This window comes from Chitinophaga sp. GbtcB8, assembly GCF_019091455.1.
GTDB lineage: Bacteria > Bacteroidota > Bacteroidia > Chitinophagales > Chitinophagaceae > Chitinophaga.
The window spans coordinates 150,266-168,984 of record NZ_JAGXJN010000003.1 but is presented as its reverse complement, the minus strand read 5'-3'; the positions used below and the strand labels follow the sequence as shown (position 1 = coordinate 168,984).

Sequence of the window (18,719 nt, the reverse complement as noted above, 5' to 3'; positions counted from 1 at the left end):
CGGGGAGATCATTCACCTTTTATTTTCCTGTAATTCCGAAATAGCCGGACTGGTAAAATCCAGCCGTGTAAGCGCAGCTTTAATTTCCGGGCACGACATGAACAGCTTCCATAACAGGCCGCTGCGGTAATTTTCTATCATTACTACAATGGGGCCCTGGTCAATGGCCAGGTATTGTTTATCAACCCAGTCACGCGACTCGCTGAAGGCATCGTAAAAACCGTACTCGCCCCACAGGCGGCCGCCGGCCTTATAGTAGAAATATTTAAGCGCCTGCATGGCATATTCCGGTGCATAGGGAAAGGAAGATAATGCCGCCGTAGGGCTGATTACCCCCAGGTCGTTGGTAGGTGAGTGTGCATCATAACCTCCATAGCTGTCGCTGGCCGTAAGGCCCCAGCAATCCGGCCCATAACCTTTGAATTGCTTAGGGTTCTCAATACAGTACTGCCGGTTTATAAGCGTGTGGTTACGGTTCTGTTGCCAGTAATCAGCATATTTATCCTTTAAGCTGCGTGGATCCAGGCCCAGGAAAGAGTAGTGCGCAAAAAATAAAGGGCCGCCGTAATCAAAGCCCAGCGGCAGTTTCATACCATAGTATTCCTTACCATTATTAAAATAATTGCTCATGGCCCAGCCTTCATGATATACCCTGGCAGGTGCGGGATAAGTGGGTGAGGCCGCGGCCAGAATATAGGTGATCAGGCATTCATTGTACCCACGTATAGGATGGTTCATGGCCCAGCCGTTATTTGGCGACCAGTGCCAGTATAATACCGGCTGCCCGTCACGGGTATACCAGCTCCATTCCGCTTCATTCCACAACCATCCTATTTTAGTACGCAGGTCTGTTTCTTTGGCGCTGCTGCCCGTAAAATACTGCCGTACACATAACAATCCCTGGAACATAAAAGCCGATTCCACCAGGTCGCCACCATCATCCTTACGGCTAAAGGGAATGGTTTTTCCCGTAGCGCCATTGAGCCAGTGTGGCCATATACCATGGTAGCTATCGGCCCTGTATAAAAAGTTCACGATCTTCAGCAAACGGTCCAGCCCCTGCTCCCTGGTAATAAACCCTCTTTCAATACCTACCAGTATGCACATAACGCCAAAACCGGAGCCACCAACAGTTATGGTATCCGGCGTGGCCGTACGCTCAGCTGCCAACCCGGATACCGGGTGCCCGAACTTCCAGAAATAATTAAAAGTACGTTGTTGCACCAAGGTTAGCAGCGCAGAATCACTGATCTGTTCGCGTGGTGTATCCCTGTGTTGTTCCTTTTGCGCCTGTGCCGGCAGCAAACCGGCCAGGAGCAGGCATCCTATCCATATTAACTTCATCGTTCCAATTTTAGATCTACGATTTTAGATCTTAGATTAAAGGAGCCCTGCTTCATTCCGGCCCGGTCTAAAATCTAAAATCATACATCGTAAATCAGTTAATAACCGGGGTTTTGAGTGAGCCTTCCCTGGCTGAATTGTATTTGTGTGGTGGGTACGGGAAATACTTCATTCCGGCCCCTTACATAAGTTTTTCCATGCACCTGAAAAGCGGCAGCAGCGGTGCCGGGCACCAACGCATCTTCCCGCACCAGCTCAAAAAAGCGGTCATGCTCCATAGCCATTTCCACCCTCCGTTCCTTCCAAACATCTGCACGGGTTACTGCACCTTTGGTGGGCAGCCCGGCGCGGGTGCGCAGCGCATTAATATCTGTAACAGCGGGGCCTGGATTGTTTAATGCCAGCGCGGCCTCCGCATGTATCAGCAGCACCTCGCCCAAACGCAGTATGCGCAGGTTCTTTGGCAAACGGTCTGCATTGCCGCAGTACTGCTCGCGGGTACGGCTGTGATAGGCCTTGTAATTATAGCGGTCATTTTCCACACTATCGCGGCCGGGTACACGAAAACCATCCCACAGCACAGTACCCCCGGGATTTATAAATATAATGGTGGCATCCCGGCGTTTATCGCCCGCTTCATAGGCATTCAACAGGCTCAGGGAAGGGTTGTCAAATCCCCAGCCCAGATCTGCCCAGCCACGCTTACCGCCTGCACGGGGGCCCTGGCAAACGCTGTATACATCTATAGCCGCATCACAGGAGGCATTGATACCTGTTTGTACCTCAAAAATAGATTCAGCCCCATTCTTGCCGGTTTCCCTCCATATATCTGCATAGTTGGGCAACAGGGAATAGCTGCCTACCTGCCCGGTAATAATAGAATCTGTAAGACTGTACGCGCGTTGCCAGTTCTGCCGGTACAGGCTTACCTTGGCCAGGAGCGCAGCAGCGGCGCCTTTAGTAGCTTTGCCTGCCTGGCTGCCCTCACCGCCTTTTACGGGCAGGTTGGCCAGGGCAAATTCCAGGTCAGCTGTGATCAGCTGGTAAATAGTATCCCTGCCGGCACGGGTCTGGTATTGATCGGTAGCTGCTTCCTGCGGTGTTAATACCTTATCTACTTTAGGAACACCACCAAACAGGCGTACCAGGTTAAAGTACAGGTAAGCCCGCAGAAAATGGCTTTCGCCCTGTAAGCGGGCTTTCAGCTCACCATCTATGGTGGCCGGTTCCAGCACCTGCAATGCTTTGTTGGCACGGGCTATAGCCTGGTAGTACCCGGACCATATATCGTTTAACGTGGAGGTGCCGGCATTCATGGTCAGGTTATCCAATGCGCCCTGTGTGGGTGCTGCATCATCCGCGTTGCTGCCTTTATCAGCATCATCCGATGCAATGTTGGTAACCCCTATAAAAGGGAATCCATGTATGTTCCCCAGCCATAGGTTATTATAGATACCGGTTACCAGGTTCTGAGCCGCTTCCGGGTCGCTGGTGGCTGCTTCTTCATCAATCTGCCCCTGCGGTTTTACATCCAGGTAATTATTACAGGCTATCAGCAGGGCGGGCAACACCAGGCCGGCAGACATTATTTTTATCAGTATATTCTTCATGACGCTTTTTTTAGAATGAAACATTTACGCCAAAGGCAAACGTACGGGTAGTAGGATACACGTTCAGCTCAATACCCGCATCCAGGATACCACTGCTGTTGTTGGTAGCATTGGCCGTACTGGCGTTTACGTTAGTAGAGCGGTTGTTGATGCGGTTATTGATGCTGTTATCAAAATCAATGGTGCCACCCGGCAGCTCTGAGGTAAAGCCACTGAACTTTTTAATGGTGAACAGGTTCTGCGAAGTAAGATATACCCGGAAACGGTTGATGCCAATAGCTTTCAGCACGGTGGCCGGCAATGTGTACCCAATGGTAAGATTATTACAACGCAGGAAAGCGCCGGATTCCACAAAGTAAGTGGAAGCAGGCATAGAGGAGCTTAGTATTGCCGGATCCGTATTGGAAGGCCGGTCTGCTTTCCAGCGTTTATCCGCATAACCGGCTTCTATATTATCCGTGGTTTCATAACGGAATGCCTTTTTACCATTATAGATCTTGTTGCCGCCGTTACCATAAAAATCAGCGGTCAGGTCTAAGCCCTTAAAGTTCAGGCCCAGGTTAAAACCATAAAAATATTTTGGCTGATAGGAGCCCACGTATTGCTTATCGTTATCATCAATAGCCCCATCGCCGTTAGTGTCCTGGTATTTCAGGTCGCCCGGTTTGGCACCCGGCTGGATCACTTTACCATCCTTGTTCTTGTAGTTATTAATTTCATCCTGGTTCTGGAAAACGCCCTGTGTTTGCAGCACGTAAAAGCTGGCTACCGGACGGCCGTTATCCGTGCGGGTTATAAAACTCTGCTGCCCCACGTTACCGCCCAGCAGTGCCTGTCCGCCGGCCAGGTTGGTGATCTCATTGGTATTAAAAGTGATGTTGCCGCCAATACTATAGCTCAGGTCTTTGGTAATATTATCTTTCCAGTTCAGGGTAAACTCATAACCGGTGTTTTTAAACGAGGCGGCATTGGTAATGTAGGTATTATTGGGATCGCCTAATATACTGGGTATATTCACTACCGTTAGCGCATCTTTTGTTTTCTTGTTATAATAATCTACCTCACCACTTAAGCGGTCTTTCAGCAGAGTAAATTCAATACCAAAGTCAAACTGGGTGGTAGATTCCCACTTCAGGTTAGCGTCTTTGGTATCCTGCAGGGCGCTGCCTAAAGAAATTACACCATCATAAAAATAAGGCAGGTTCACTGTAGCGGTATTAATATAGGCGTTGGCGGGAATATTATCATTACCCAGCACACCCCAGCTGCCGCGCAGCTTCAGGAAGCTGAACACTTTTTGGTCCTGCATGAACGGCTCCTGTGAAATAACCCAGCCGGCGCCTACGGTGGGGAAATAACCCCATCTTTCCCTGAACTTGGAGCTGCCATCTGCACGAATGGAGGCGCTTAACAGGTAACGGTTATCATATCCATAATTCACACGACCTACAAAAGACTGACGCGCATATTTATCGCCGCCGTTATTTATTTTGGATTGCACATCCGGGTTGCCAAGATCCAGGTACCAGAGATCTTCACTGGCCGGTACATTAATGCGTGAGCCTGTAATGTAAGTGCTGTAAAATCCTTCTGTTACAGAACCTCCCAGCAGGGTAATGGAATGTTTATTGAACGTTTTATCGAAAGTAACCGTATTATCCCATACCCATCCCTGTGAGCGGGAGTTATCAATAAACAGCTGACTGTTATCCTGGCGTTGGTTACCACCGGCTACCAGGAAAGTTTTATCATCATTCAGGAACTTATATACATAAATACGGTCTGTACCCCAACGCAGGTCTGCATTGAATGCAGAACGGAACTTCAGTGCCTTCACCGGCGTAAATTCCAGCGCCAGGTTGCCTTGCAGGCGGCTGTCCTGCTGGCGGTAGTTGCGGGTATTTAACTGCAGCAGGGAGTTGTTTACGTTACCCCATGCAGAAGTATTGCCATAACGGCCATTTTCTTCTACCGGTATAATAGGCGCTGCGCGGTAAATATTGCCGTATACGGCGTTCAGGTCCACGTTACGTCCGTCGCCCCTGGAGTATGACAGCTGGGTGCTGAACTTCCACTGGTCGGAAATATTTACCTCATTGTTTGCGCGCAGCGTAAAACGGCGGAAGGTGTTGGTTTTAATAATCCCATCGTCCTGGATAAAACCACCGCTGAAAAAGTAGGTATGTTTATCCGTACCGCCGGATAAGGAAAGGTTATGATTCATCTGTAAAGCTTTGCGCAAGGTAGCATCATACCAGTTGGTAGTACCGGGAAACACTACGGCGTCATTGATGGGATCCCTGCCCGGGGCCGCATCTTTCAGATAATCTATATACTGATCCCGGTTGGCCATTTTCACCAGGTTAGATGCTTCGCGGAAACCGGCATTGGCATCATACCGCACTTCTGTTTTGCCGGCCCGCCCTTTACGGGTGGTAATGATCACCACACCGTTGGCGGCGCGTACGCCGTAAATAGCTGCAGACGCATCTTTCAGCACATCCATATTCACAATGTCTGCGCTGTTAATGTTGCGGATATCATCTGTAAGCACACCATCCACTACATACAAGGGATTGGCGCCCGCCATTACAGAACCGGTACCGCGTACCCTTATCTGTGGCTGTGTATTGGGCTGTCCGAAAGAAATGATCTGTACACCGGCTATTTTACCCTGTGCAGCCTGTGTGGCGGTAAGCACCGGCTGTTTGGCCAGCTCCTCCCCCTTTACGGATGAAATAGCACCGGTCAGGTCGCGCTTACGCTGCGTACCATAACCTACTACCTCTACCTGTTCCAGCTGACTTTCGGAGCTTTGCATAACCACGTCTACCGTGGTTTTACCGGCAATACTTATTTCCTGTGGCAAATAACCCAGGTAAGATACCTGCAGCGTATCCCGGCCTTCCGGTACATTGATAGTAAAGGTGCCATCAGGCCCGGTAGTACCGCCGGCGCTGGTACCCTTAACGCGTACGGTTACTCCGATCAGCGGCGTGCCGGCCTTGTCGGTTACTTTCCCTTTAACAGGCGCTGCCTGCAGCCCGCCTGCCGGTATTTCCGTCGGTATGTTAATGTTAGTACCCGCACTAATCTGCTCCTGCACTTTCAATGTTTTTATTACATATACCAGCGGGTCTATTTGTTTATACTGTAGCTCCAGCGGGGTAAGTAAGTTTTGCAGCAGGTCTGTAAGCGGTATGTTTGCCTGATCCAAAATGCCCGCCGGCGCCTGCTTTTCTTTTACAAGCCGGGCATTATAGGCAAAGTTGACCCCGTATTTTTTTTCAAGCTGCTGAAGGACCGACTTAAGCGGTAACGTACCCGTTTTTTGGGAAGGCTGCGGCTTATCTGCCTGTGCAGCCTGAGGGCTTTTATAGGCCAGCTCCTGTGCCTGCGTGGTAATTGCGGCAGCCAGGATCAGCACCAGCAAGGTTTTACACTTGTGTGTACCTGTTACTTTCATAACGATCTGTTTTAATTACGAGCAAAATTTAGTGGTCAGCTTTCGCTGTTAGCATGATATCATTGTTTTTTGCTTCCGTTTCCGGTCTATGATGAACTACAATGTGGTATTAACAACATGACAGCTTAATAGCTAGTTGGCTAAAGTGTCCCTTACTCTATCGGCTAATCAAAAACGTACTATCATTTTCTTGTGTGAGCTGCACGCCAAAGGCTTCCTGAATAGCTTTAAGCACCACCTTATGATCGGCTTGCGGCAGGGTAGCGCTGAACTGTTCCCCACGGAGCGTACTATCTGCAAACTGCAGGCGGATACCATATTTATAATGCAGCTGTGCGGCTACTTCTGCCAGGCTGGTGTTTTCAAATATTAAAGTGTGATGAACCCAGGAAACATATTTTTCCGTAACAACTTTCTGACGCAGATAGCGATTTTGACTGGTACTGTAGGTGATCATCTCCCCCGGCTCCATGATCATACGTGCGGACTTTTTTGTATTATCGCGCAGCGCCACTTTACCACTATGCAAGACTACCTGGGGGCGGCCATCATAATTACTTACATTAAATTCCGTGCCTAGCACCTCTATATTTAGATCTCCTGTGTGTACGGTAAAAGGTTTATTACCCTGCAGGTCTGGTTTGATCATAAAATAAGCTTCACCATCCAGCCAAACTTCTCTTGTCTTTGTTTCAGGTGAAAAAGCGGTTGCCTTTAATGCGGAATGCGGTCCCAGTATTACTACCGAGCTATCCGGCAGCAACAGACGGCGGTTCTCTCCAAACTGGCTGGTATATACGGCGCGTTTATCTTCTTTACGCAGCAGCCACAATGTACACAGGACCAGTATCCCACATACGCCGGTGAACATGGCGGCGCGGCGCCAGTTCCGGCGGTAGTGGGTACGTTGCATTAACATGGTTTCCGGCAGAGCATGCTCCATCTTGCCATGGAGCGCATGCCATATACGATCGTAACTTTCCCCGGGCATCTGATGCCGTTGGTATTCCAGTGATAATAACATAACCCGCGCTTCTGCTATTACCGTTTGCTTTTCAGGGTAATGCTGCTGCCATGCTTCCCAGAACGACTGGTTTTCTACGTTGGGGCGTAATACCCATTCCGTAAAAAAATCATCCGCCAGGAAATCAGTTACTGAAAAGTCTGCGTAGTCCTTCCATTCCATAACAACAGCGCTGTTTTGGTGATTTTAACTATATATAGAGGAGTGTTAACAGGGTTTTATCCCTTCTGCAAGGAAATATTTTTTCAGAGAAAACTTATTCAACAACAGAAATGGGAGAGAAGTTTAAAGCTGCCATTATAACCAAATGGCGAGGAAGAGCGTCCAGAGCGGGAAGCCGGCCAGCTTTTGCCGCAGCTTATCAAAGGCTTTGTAGATCATTTTATACACGGACTTCTGATCAATTTCCATGATAGCTGCAATATCTTCAAAAGGAAGATCTTCATAAAAACGCAGGAACAGCGCTTCCTTCATGCGGGGTGGCAGGGCGTTGAGCGCGGCTTTCACCTGCTCTTTACGGCGCAGCTCACTTTGCCGGGCAATGAGGATACTTTCCGGCGAAAGAATAACAGCAAAGCTGGACTCATCTGTTAATACAGCGGGTATATTTTTACGCACATTGCTTATTTTATGCAACAGCGCACGGCGATAGGCTTTCAGCAAATAAGCTTTTACATTGGTTACTTCAGACAGGTGAGTGCGGTGCTGCAGCAGGTATTCAAAAACATCCTGCAAACAATCTTCCACCAGACGTGGGTCCGCACACTGCTTACATCCGTAGTTATATAACAACGGCGCAAAGCTGGCATATAGTACCGTAAAGGCTTCCCGGCTGCCCTGCAAAAAATGCCGCCATAGGTCAGCATCCCCTTCCCAAGCATGTAAGGCCATGCGGCAAGTTAGGCATTTATTTGCAAGCAGGTTGTGAATTACAACGAAGGTATCGTGAAGAGAAACGATTTAGAATGTATAGAATATAGGCATAAAATGAGTAACAGCAGGCGCAACCTCTGTGTAATATTTTAATGACATTCTGTTTTCGTTTTCCTTTCCTCAGCGTTCCCGCTCAAACGTTTGCATTCCGGCTTAACCGCGCATTGCTTTCACGATAGCAGCGCTGCGGGAATTTACTTCCAGCTTACGGTAAATATTCATGATGTGGGAACGTACCGTACCTACGCTGATGTGGCACAGCTCTGCGATCTTCTTATACGTATGCCCATCTACCAGGCGGTCCAGCACTTCCTGTTCGCGCGGGGAAAGCCCGTACTGCGAAATATCATGTTGTGCGCGGTGATGAAAATAAGCCAGCACCTTCTGTATGGCGGTCAGGTTGGTCTGTACGGCGGTATCATATACCCTGGATACAAATCCTGTTAAAGCCGGCGGGTTAATGGGTTCATCCGCTGTGGTGGTACGGGCTGGCAAACTGGCTAAGGAATGGCTGTCGCGGTGTACGGTTAACAGCAGCACGTTGATGTCGGGATAAGCAGCTTTCAAAATATTGGCTGCTTCAACGGCGCTTACACCAGGAATCTCAACATCCATGAATACAATGTTGCAAATGTCTTTAGCAAGTTGTTGTAAGATTTGTTCGTCGTCACTCTGGATACCGGCAACTTCAAGAATATCAGTTCCGTTTAAGTGGCCTGCGTTATCACGCCGCACTTTTTTCATAATATTTACTTTGGGTTTATTATTTTGTGAAAATTCTTCTCACAGTACTGCAAGTTCTCTTAATGACGAAAAAGGCGCTTATTAGTATAATATTAATGAGGACACAATCCCAATAACGAAACAAATTTGAAACAAATACCCTCAGCAGTCAATCGGATGTATATATGGTTTTTAAAAAAATATTAATAAACAAAATAATTTATATTATTTAAAAAACCAATACATGGATAAAATTGGGGGTAAAAAGCTAAAGTGGACAACTATTTTATATTCAATGGATTAAGCACGCCCGTGCTACATTTGAGGCCTTAAATACTCTTTTTTTATATTTGCAGGTTACCGTTGATGGACAATTTTTGCATTTTCCTGTAGAGCTCGCTCGCTTACTAACTTTTTTATAGTCGGTAACTAATAATGACAACTGACACCAAAATAAAAAAGTCCACTGCCATGTAACGGCAGTGGACGTTATCTTTTCAAGACTTTACAAGAATTACTAATTTAAGATCAGCTCAATTACGGGGATCTCTCCTTCCGGTTTTTTTACCGGCAGGCTCAGATTAAGATCATTGTCCGTTAAATTTTTACCTAAACTATGATGCTGGGTGGGTGCGCTCATTTTTATTTCAGATGCATCGTGCAGGAACTGCGCATACTTTACTTTTCCCTTATAACCCGGCAGTGTAAAGTTCTGCAACGGATAATCCAGCAGGTGCACGTATAAACGTTTCGTGGTGGGATTGTAAGTAAGCAAACAGTTATCCGGTTTGGCAAATTCAGGCGGGGCCTGTGTGCAGCCATAGATAGCGCGGCTGTTCACCTGCATCCAGTCGCCCATGGCTTTAAGCGCAGCCTGTGCACGCGGGTCAAACAGTCCGCGGCCGGTTGGGCCAACATTTAATAACAGGTTACCGCCTTTGCTTACCGTTTCTATGAGCAGGCCTAATAGCTGCTTCGTATCCTTCCAGGATGTTTCATCCCGGTAATACCCCCAGGAGCCGGAAAATGTTTGACAGGTTTCCCAGGGCACCTGCTTACCATTGCGGGTAGGCCATTCGGATACTTTGTATTGTTCCGGCGTTACAAAATCACCTCCATCTTCATATTCACCTAAATCCAGGCGGTCATTTACAATAATATCCGGCTGCAGCTTGCGGATCATTTTGATCAGCTCAACTGAATTCCAGTCGTTATGGTCTTTACCATAAGCACCAGGGAAAGAAAAGTCCGTCCACAGGATATCTATTTTCCCGTAGTTGGTTAATATTTCCTTCAGCTGGTTACGCAGATACTCGCGGTATTTAGCCATATCGCGGCCCTGGTTCAGCTTTTTATAATCTGCAGTATCGGCCGGCCTTTGCGGATGCACCCGGTCAATGGTATAATCCGGGTGATGCCAGTCTATCAGGGAATAATAGAAACCTACTTTCAATCCTTCTGCACGGAAGGCCTCCACCCATTCTTTAATAATATCTTTCCCGTAAGGTGTTTTAGTGGCTTTGTAATCCGTGTACTTGGAATCAAAGAGGCAAAATCCTTCATGATGTTTGCTGGTGATCACGGCGTACTTCATGCCGGCGGCTTTGGCCATGCGGGCCCATTCTTTGGGATTGTACAGGTCGGGGTTAAACGCATCAAAGTATTTCTGATAGTCTTCATTTGTTAGCTGCTCCCGGTTTTTCACCCATTCATGGCGGGCGGGCAGGGCATACAGGCCCCAGTGAATGAACATGCCGAAGCGGTCATTTTTCCACCAGGCCAGGCGTTGTTCTTTTTGTTCCGGTGTTTCATTAAAGATCTTTTTTTCCTGTGCGGTAAGCTGCAATAACAGCCCCAGGCCACACAGCAGGAGGAACATGCTTTTTTTCATAATGTGCTATTTGTTTTCATGCTGAAGCGGGCAACGATGCCCTTTTCGTGGAATCGGGTTTTGATACTGATGAAGTTCGCTGAATTAATCCGCTTTTTGTAATAGTGATTTAGCGAATGATAATACAGAAATCGCCTCACATGAGATTAACCGTATTTTAACCCCGCCGCCATGGCAATCGATTGTAATAGGCTGGCAATCAGCCAGATATATTTTTCCGTTAACCAATTATTAACTAATAAGCGAAGAAATAATACTAATGTTGCATATCAATTTAAATGCAGCTATAACAGACCTATAGTTATGAGAAGAGGATTCCACTTTACCTGAGCAAACGACGGGCATTCAATTGCAAATCTATTTTCCAGATCATTTAAAACAGCTATTCTAATAAAGATGTTCGCGTCCTGGTGTATGCAAATACAACCGGGGTTTTAACCCTGAGAATTTCCATATGGTTTTTTATTTCCGGAGGTCCAATATTGGCCCAGGTACCTATAAATAATAACCCCAAAAGTATCATGGGCCGGGATGGTATGTGCCACCTTTTAAAGGACTTCGTTCCCCCGTAGTGTTTACTACGGGGGATCCTTTTTTGGGGCAGCAAACCTCAATTGTTAACCGGTGATTAACTAATAGCGGTAAATACTATTGTAACATTGTAATCGTGATGCGATAAGCATCGCATTCTTTTTCCTATCGTTATATATCACATCGCCTGAGTGTCTACTCTGGCGGTTTATTATTACCCTGCAGGAAAAAGTAACTCCCTGTTCTTATGATGTTTAAAGGATGTGATGGGCTGGCCTGTGACCCTGAAAGGTTTATGGTTGATGATAACCGTCCGGCCGGGGATGGCTATGATGCAAGGTCTTGGCAGAGGTACTAATAATTGCGTTGTGAGCGGTTTGTGATGACGAAAAGTGTTATGGTTGATCCGCAACCGTACGGCCAGGGATGGCTATGGTGCAAGATCTCAGTAGAGGTGTTAACAGCCGTTTTGTGGGTCCCGGTATTTATCAGGCAGTAGCAGCTCCTTTCACAAGTGCAACCACCGCAGCATAGATCAGGCCTGCTTAAGGGGGGCAGCGCTCCGCATTTTATCAGGCAGCTGTCATTCATTGCAGTACCTGTTGCCATACAAAGATCCGATGATCATGATCTGAACATCTATAAAACCGGAAAATATAAGTGCTGAAGATAACCTGATGGCATTAGGGATTTAAAAAACCGGCAGGTGACTGAAAAGAAACCCGCGTTGCTAGTTTTGTAATCTAAACCGTCTTTTATATTCAGTGTGAGAATTGAATATTGAATACCTTTTGGATATTCGGGGGTGAAATTCAGCCTTTATAATTTCTTATTGGTTAATTAGGCGTTAAAGAGTAAGTTAATACAAGGTTAACTGGGTTAACGCGACCGGCAATAATGGGAACAGGATGGCCGGAGTGAATGACCATTTCCCCTGCTACGTACAGACTATGACGTTATAACTACCAGGAATCCAGGAAAAGGGCTGCCAATATGGTGGTTGCCGCCGCCAGGTTCTTTACAAAGCGGATATTAAACCCGCCTTTTTCCGCGTAATAATAACTTTCCTTATATCGGTCATACTCAATAGGCGCACCTAAGTCTTTCATCATTTTCAGGAACTCATACAGGGTGCGTTCGGAAATACGCAGCCGTTTGGCCAACTGGGCAGGTTTACCAGTACCTTTAATGCGAATGAGGTAATCGATCGTTTGTAACCTTTCAAAATAACGCTTAGGCATGTTAGCATAGGGGGGTTTAACGGGTAATGGAATTTACTTTATAAAAATTATTATACCAAAATAAGTTAAATACAATTATTTTGATAAGTATCAACCCTTTAATTGAAACCAACATCATTTATTCAATAGTTTTTCTCCGTAGTTGTGCTGCTGGTTAAAGGGCTGTAAGAAAAGTTCCCGCTAGTGCTCCCAGTGCCCGCGTTTGCGTATGCTTCAATGTAAACGAGTGCCGTATGTATATCATAATACATGGGTTTTTCGAGGGTAATTAAAAAGGCTTCCTTTACCGGTCAGGCATTAAATGCAAGTTAGCAAGCTACACTGCAATAGGATCGCAGTTAATAAACCCGATAGTGAAATAGTGTTAAGCACTCCCCGGTAGTAATGTCAGGGAATGTGTGAGCACACAAGCTGGGCTGGAGTTTCATCCGTTTTAAGAAAGCTCCCGGTAAAGACCGGGCGCGTAGAGCTCAGTTATGATTTCCCGGTTGTTAAAACCGGTACATCATTACCTGATCTCCTTTCGTGAAACAAATAGTAATTTTTAACACTCATTAAATCAGCAAAACAATGTTAAGGCATTCTAAGCGCTCAACAGTTAATTGCATGTTAACAGAAAAATAAAAACCTTGCCGGCCGTACAGACCAGCAAGGTTGCAGCATCCGGGAGGTTTTTGAAAAGACACCGATAGTATAAAAGCAGGAAAGGACTACCTTTTTGTCTTGCCGCCGGGTATCAGATACCAGAAGAATCATATATCCATCCGATATTGCGTTGCTGACTGCAATGATACTGCTGTTTATTTTTTTAGCGGTTAATTTCAAGTTAACCTGTAGAAAAAATATGCGGCTGAATCTCAGTGCAGTACCAGGTGTGAGAGAATGGTTTGCACTACATTGCCTGCGTTGTTATCATAATGATGCCCGCCAGGTAATACCATGTGCTTGTAGTTTTGAATATGCAGCTCCTGCAGATCAAAATCTTTTTCCCCTTCTCCGAATAATAACAATAAAGGCTTACCTGTAATGTGGTTCATAGCCCCTGGCACACTCAGGCCATTGTTGCTGGTCTTACCTAACATTTCCGACACATGTACTTCCAGGTCTGTAAAGCGGGAGGGCGACATAAACACCAGCTGCTGCGACTGTGCCTGCACATCGGCGGGCAGGTTGTTATAAATAAAAGGCAACACATCTGCACCCATGGAATAACCTACCAGCAAAAAGTTCTTATGCCCCCACTGGCCGGCATAATGTTTCAGTAAAGCAGCTACATCTGCCCCCGCCTGCTGCGGCGTTTTCTTTTTCCAGAAGTATTTAAGGGTATTCAGCGCTACCACGGCATAACCTTTTTTGGTAAACGCATCTATCATGCTTACATTAAATTTTTTCAGGCCGGCATCACCGGTTATAAATAATACCAGCGGATACTGACCGCTGCCGGCCGGCGCCATAGCAGTTACCGGCAGCTCCGTTACAGCCGTCTGGGCCTGCACCATCAGAAAAAGCCCCTGAAAAAAAGCCACAAGCAGTAATTCACGCACGTACATATGTTAATTACGAATTTTCAATTACGAATTACGAATGGATGAAGCGAAAACATATTCAATTACGAACCCACCCATAGCGGGGCATAGCCTGCCCCGCCCAGCGGGGAATGTCTTTGAAAATAATTATGATTATGAATAGTTACACATTGATTAGAGCAAATGAGCAAAGCGAAGTTTAACCACGAATCGTCCATTACAAATTCATTAACAAATGGATCAGGCAATCTCAAACTATTCAACATCACAAACTGTCAATTACGAATCACAATCATACCGAAAATCCAATTCGTAATTAACGCTAGGGTTGCATTACCTTACTCAACGCAGCCGGCAATTGTATCAGATCAAAATCATGCTCATATACCAGGTACTTATTAGTCCAGGCAGTGGCGTATTTTTCCTTGAACTCCCGCAAGCCATGGTAATGGCGGAAAGCGCGGATCTTTTCATACGCAAATTTCACTACCTGCTCTGCCGTATTCTGCGGCTGTCCAATGCCCGACATAGGAACCAGCCCCAGGTTCAGGTATTGCAGGTTGCGCTGCTGCGCATCCTGTATAAGCGCAATGATCAACGCATCCATTACACCGCCCGGCGCATCGCTGCGTTTGCGGATCATATCGTAGGTACACTCTCCCGGTGCATAATCCGGAATAATGTTCAGGAAAGCTACCACCTGCCCTTCTTCATTATTAACAGTGATCACATCCTGGGCCTGTACGGCATCATCAAACGATCCCTGTGAAAAGGTCATCTCCTTTACCTCATATTGCGCCAGCCATTCGTCGGACACTGCTTTCAGCTGCGCTATTAAGTCCGCTGGCTGCGGCGCCCGCCGGATGGTGGTGGTATACCCTTTATTAGCTAAGCTGTTCAACCCATTCCGTAACGATTTCTTATCCTTTCCGCTCAATGTAAAACCGCGGATATCCATAATAGCCTCCTGCCCTATTAGCAGCCGCTTTTTCCGGAGGTGGTTAAAGTAAAATACACTTTCCTCATCTACCCTGTAAAAGGCCGGCCGCAGGCCCATTTTGCGGCATTGCTGCTCAAACTCCTGTAACAGGAGCAGCTTATCCTCTTCCCGGCAAACGGGTTCCTCCAGCACTATGGCAAAACCATTGGCCACGCGGTAAGCAACAAATCCTTCCGGGCCATCAGAGATATATAACAGCTTATCCTCTCCTACCTTAAAATAATCCATGGCAGAATCGCCATACTGGCTCAGGTAAAAGCGCGCTTTTTCCAATGCGGTATTGCTTTGGTGCACCTGCAGGTAAGGCCGTATAATAGTATAAAATAAAAAAGCCCAGGCGCTTACTCCCAATACCTGTATAGCGCTCAGAAACTCGCGCCCAAAGCGGGTTACCGGGTGCAGGTCCTCATCGTTCATGAGCATAAATCCACGGAAAGCGGCCTGCAGGGAATGTTGCCAGGTAAAATCAATTCCAAAATGACGGGCTTTTAAAAAGTAAAAACCCAGCGCACCAAAGATCAGCACCCCTGCAAAAGTAGCCAGGGCTGTAACCACACCAATATTCACCAGCTGGGGATTACTTTTTGCCCGGTACTGACTGGCAGTGATGATCAATATAACAGCGGTGATCAATGCCAGAGAAGCTTCTTCATAATCCAGCGCTTTACTCATATGCCCGATGGCAGATAACAGGGATACCACAAGGGCTACTATCCACGCGCTGCGCAGGCCACGGACTAAAAAGGTGGCAGTTACCAGCAGCACCAATCCCAGGAACACTACCAGCAGGTTGGATGCATGAATAGAGCCTACCGGTATGTAGGCACGCAGCAGGCGCAAACGATCTGTGAGCGGTGGTGTGAGCACGGAAAAAATGTTGACCATGCCCAGTAAAAATATCAGCACCGGTGGCAGCAGGCGTAATACCAGCTCCCGCCCCTTCAGCGCAAAGGCCAGCAGCCCGCCGGCCAGCGGCAACCAGAACTCGAACAACCGGAACAGCAACGTAATTTCCAATGCCTGCAACGAGGTGTACCCATAACTGCTGAGCAGCCAGGTAAGTGATAATTCTATAGCGCCCAACCCGCGTAAGAACGGGGAGATAATTAAAAAGATAGTGGCTACAATGTAACCCACACAGGCCGCTTCCAGCGAGGGTGTAACACCGGTGGCCAGCATACTCACGTACAAATGTGCAATACCCACCAGCTCAATACCTACAGAAGCCCATACGGTGCTTGCAAAAGCGCCGCGCTGCAGCTGAAAAGAAAAGATGTCATCTATCTGATGAATAACGCCCGGGAAATATTTTAACAGTAACGTATATACGGCCCCTTTCTTTTGAATAGAGCGGAATACCCATACTGCTGCTACCAGCAGCACACAAATGCCTGCCAGCGCGGGCAGCGCACGTTGCAGGTCCGGCTTGCGCAAAATGGCCAGCCCTACTATGGGTATACCTACCAGGAATACCGATAAGATGCCCACGTACCCATAAATGCCGGAGGCCTGGTGCACCTGCTGTTTGCGGATATCGGCCTGCCGCAGCCGCTTTGGCAAATAGGCCAGCGAGCTGACACCGCCTGCCGGTAAAAATACGGAGAGCAGGTTGCGCTTCAGGAACAGCTCTATCCCTAAAGACAAAGGCAAACGCGCTTCCACTGCTTTAAAACTGTAATAATACATGAGCGCCTGCAGCAGAATGTATACGCACGTAAGTAATACACCACCGCTCATCCATACACGGTTAGCCTGTGCAATAGCCGGCACCAGCGCGTGCAGCTCATACCGCTCCTGCCGGAAAAAATAGATAGCCAGCAGCAGGAATAACACTGACAGCAGCTCTTTTAAATGCAGCTTTTTTAGTAAAGGCGCTACGCGTAAGGTGAATTTTACAGGCATATAAGTGATAGCAGTGTATCAATTTTAACACTCAAAGCTACGCTTAAGTTGTATGGAGGCTTTAAAGGCAATCCTAATTTAATTGGATTTTAAGGTAGGAGCGGATGGGCAACTTTTTCCGCAGTGTAGATGCGCTTACTCATTTATCCTACTGAATATCAATGGATAAGACACTCCCTTCCCCGTGTTTAAAAACGGCATAATTATTCGGTCTTTGTTCCCGAACCAAGGGGGAATAATATGATGGCGTATATGCAATGGACCAAACTAATATATAACAAGATCCAGCTATGGCTGGAAACAGCTATCAAAATGCTGCCTAACCTGGTAGTAGCGATATTGGTATTAGCTTTGTTTGTGCTGCTGGCCAGGCTGATGAAAAAACTGGTGTACAAGCTGGTTTACCGCCTGTCTGATACACCGGCCCTGAGCGGGTTATTTTCAAGTGTTGCCTACCTGCTCCTTTGCTTTGTAGGATTATTTATTGCGCTGGATGTATTGCAGCTGGATAAAACAGTGTCGTCCCTGCTGGCCGGCGCCGGTATTATAGGCTTAGCGCTGGGCTTTGCTTTCCAGGACCTGACCGCCAATTTCATTTCCGGTATTTTCATTACGTTCCGCAAGCCCTTTGAAGTAGGCCACCAGATAGAGACCAATGGTTTTACCGGCAACGTGGAAAATATACAATTACGTTCTACTACCCTGCGTACACTGGACGGCCTGCATGTGATCATCCCCAATAAAGAAATTTTCCAGAAACCCATCATTAATCACTCCCTTACCCCGGAGCGCCGTATTTCGCTCACCTTTAATGTGGCTATTGTGAATGAGCAAATGGACTCCGTACAATCCCTGTTGCAGAACGCCCTGAAAGGCCTGCCACACCTTGCAGAGCATAGACCTTTACAGGTATTATATTCCAACATAGACGGCGCTAATGTGAAGGTAACCGTAAACTGCTGGGTAGCTTATGATGATAATAACAATAATGATAACGACCACTATAATGAGGCGGTGCATGCCGTTATCAGCCAGGTAACAACCGTCATGAAAGAGCATAAGCTCATATAATTCCTACCCGTCTAAAAAAAATTCTTCATTTTTGTCCTGCATATAATATTCCGCTCGTCATTATCCTGTTATTCGTATTTATTTAACCTACAAACACCTTTCATCATGAAAGACTTCATGTTTATTTTCCGCGGCGGCAGCAGCGCAGGTCATTTATCCCCGGAAGAAATGCAGGACAATATGCAGCAATGGTTTGCCTGGATAGACCAGTTCCGGTCTAAAAACATTTACGTAGGCGGAGAGCCTTTATATCCCCCGGGTAAAATGGTCAGCGGCAGCAAAGCCGTGGTAACCGATGGCCCCTTTGCAGAAAGCAAGGAGCTGGTAGGCGGATACATGATCATTCAGGCCGATTCGCTGGAAGCCGCTGCAGAACTGGCTAAGGGCTGTCCCGATCTTCCACTGAACGGTAGTGTGGAAGTACGGGAAGTAATGAAATTTGATGGTATGTAAGCCT

Annotated in this window: 12 protein-coding genes; 2 read left to right on the top strand and 10 right to left on the bottom strand. The window is 47.0% G+C overall.

The annotated features are described in order from the left end of the window. Nucleotides 1-12 precede the first annotated feature (12 nt). The 10 genes from KVT36_RS06060 to KVT36_RS06015 form a co-directional block, all read right to left on the bottom strand. A complete protein-coding gene (locus KVT36_RS06060; RefSeq protein WP_217602605.1) occupies nt 13-1,344 on the bottom strand; it encodes a glucoamylase family protein in 1,332 nt (443 codons plus the stop codon). A gap of 98 nt (nt 1,345-1,442) precedes the next feature. After that, on the bottom strand, nt 1,443-2,954 hold the full coding sequence (locus tag KVT36_RS06055; protein ID WP_217602604.1) for a RagB/SusD family nutrient uptake outer membrane protein: 1,512 nt from the start codon (nt 2,952-2,954) through the stop codon (nt 1,443-1,445). 10 nt (nt 2,955-2,964) lie between these two features. Continuing rightward, nucleotides 2,965-6,420, bottom strand: a complete 3,456-nt coding sequence (locus KVT36_RS06050; protein ID WP_217602603.1) for a TonB-dependent receptor — start codon at nt 6,418-6,420, stop codon at nt 2,965-2,967. 157 nt (nt 6,421-6,577) lie between these two features. Continuing rightward, nucleotides 6,578-7,606, bottom strand: a complete 1,029-nt coding sequence (locus KVT36_RS06045; RefSeq protein ID WP_217602602.1) for a FecR family protein — start codon at nt 7,604-7,606, stop codon at nt 6,578-6,580. A 135-nt stretch (nt 7,607-7,741) separates the two neighbouring features. Then, nucleotides 7,742-8,335, bottom strand: coding sequence for an RNA polymerase sigma factor (locus tag KVT36_RS06040; RefSeq protein WP_217602601.1), 594 nt, complete (start codon nt 8,333-8,335; stop codon nt 7,742-7,744). A 195-nt stretch (nt 8,336-8,530) separates the two neighbouring features. Continuing rightward, on the bottom strand, nt 8,531-9,121 hold the full coding sequence (locus KVT36_RS06035; protein WP_217602600.1) for a response regulator transcription factor: 591 nt from the start codon (nt 9,119-9,121) through the stop codon (nt 8,531-8,533). Nucleotides 9,122-9,617: 496 nt separating this feature from the next. After that, a complete protein-coding gene (locus KVT36_RS06030) occupies nt 9,618-10,991 on the bottom strand; it encodes an alpha-L-fucosidase (protein WP_217602599.1) in 1,374 nt (457 codons plus the stop codon). 1,493 nt (nt 10,992-12,484) lie between these two features. Beyond that, nucleotides 12,485-12,763 carry an HTH domain-containing protein gene (locus KVT36_RS06025; protein WP_089918160.1) on the bottom strand — a complete coding sequence of 93 codons (279 nt, stop codon included), beginning with the start codon at nt 12,761-12,763 and terminating at the stop codon, nt 12,485-12,487. Nucleotides 12,764-13,620: 857 nt separating this feature from the next. After that, on the bottom strand, nt 13,621-14,307 hold the full coding sequence (locus tag KVT36_RS06020) for a virulence factor (protein WP_217602598.1): 687 nt from the start codon (nt 14,305-14,307) through the stop codon (nt 13,621-13,623). 304 nt (nt 14,308-14,611) lie between these two features. Further along, nucleotides 14,612-17,191: a phosphatidylglycerol lysyltransferase domain-containing protein gene (locus KVT36_RS06015; RefSeq protein ID WP_217602597.1), complete on the bottom strand. Its 2,580-nt coding sequence runs from the start codon at nt 17,189-17,191 to the stop codon at nt 14,612-14,614. A gap of 252 nt (nt 17,192-17,443) precedes the next feature. Between KVT36_RS06015 and KVT36_RS06010 the strand changes: the two genes are divergently transcribed. Together KVT36_RS06010 and KVT36_RS06005 are read left to right on the top strand one after the other, a co-directional pair. Beyond that, on the top strand, nt 17,444-18,262 hold the full coding sequence (locus KVT36_RS06010; RefSeq protein WP_254639861.1) for a mechanosensitive ion channel family protein: 819 nt from the start codon (nt 17,444-17,446) through the stop codon (nt 18,260-18,262). Between the two features lie 105 nt (nt 18,263-18,367). Further along, nucleotides 18,368-18,715, top strand: a complete 348-nt coding sequence (locus tag KVT36_RS06005) for a YciI family protein (RefSeq protein WP_217602595.1) — start codon at nt 18,368-18,370, stop codon at nt 18,713-18,715. The last annotated feature ends 4 nt before the right edge of the window (nt 18,716-18,719 follow it).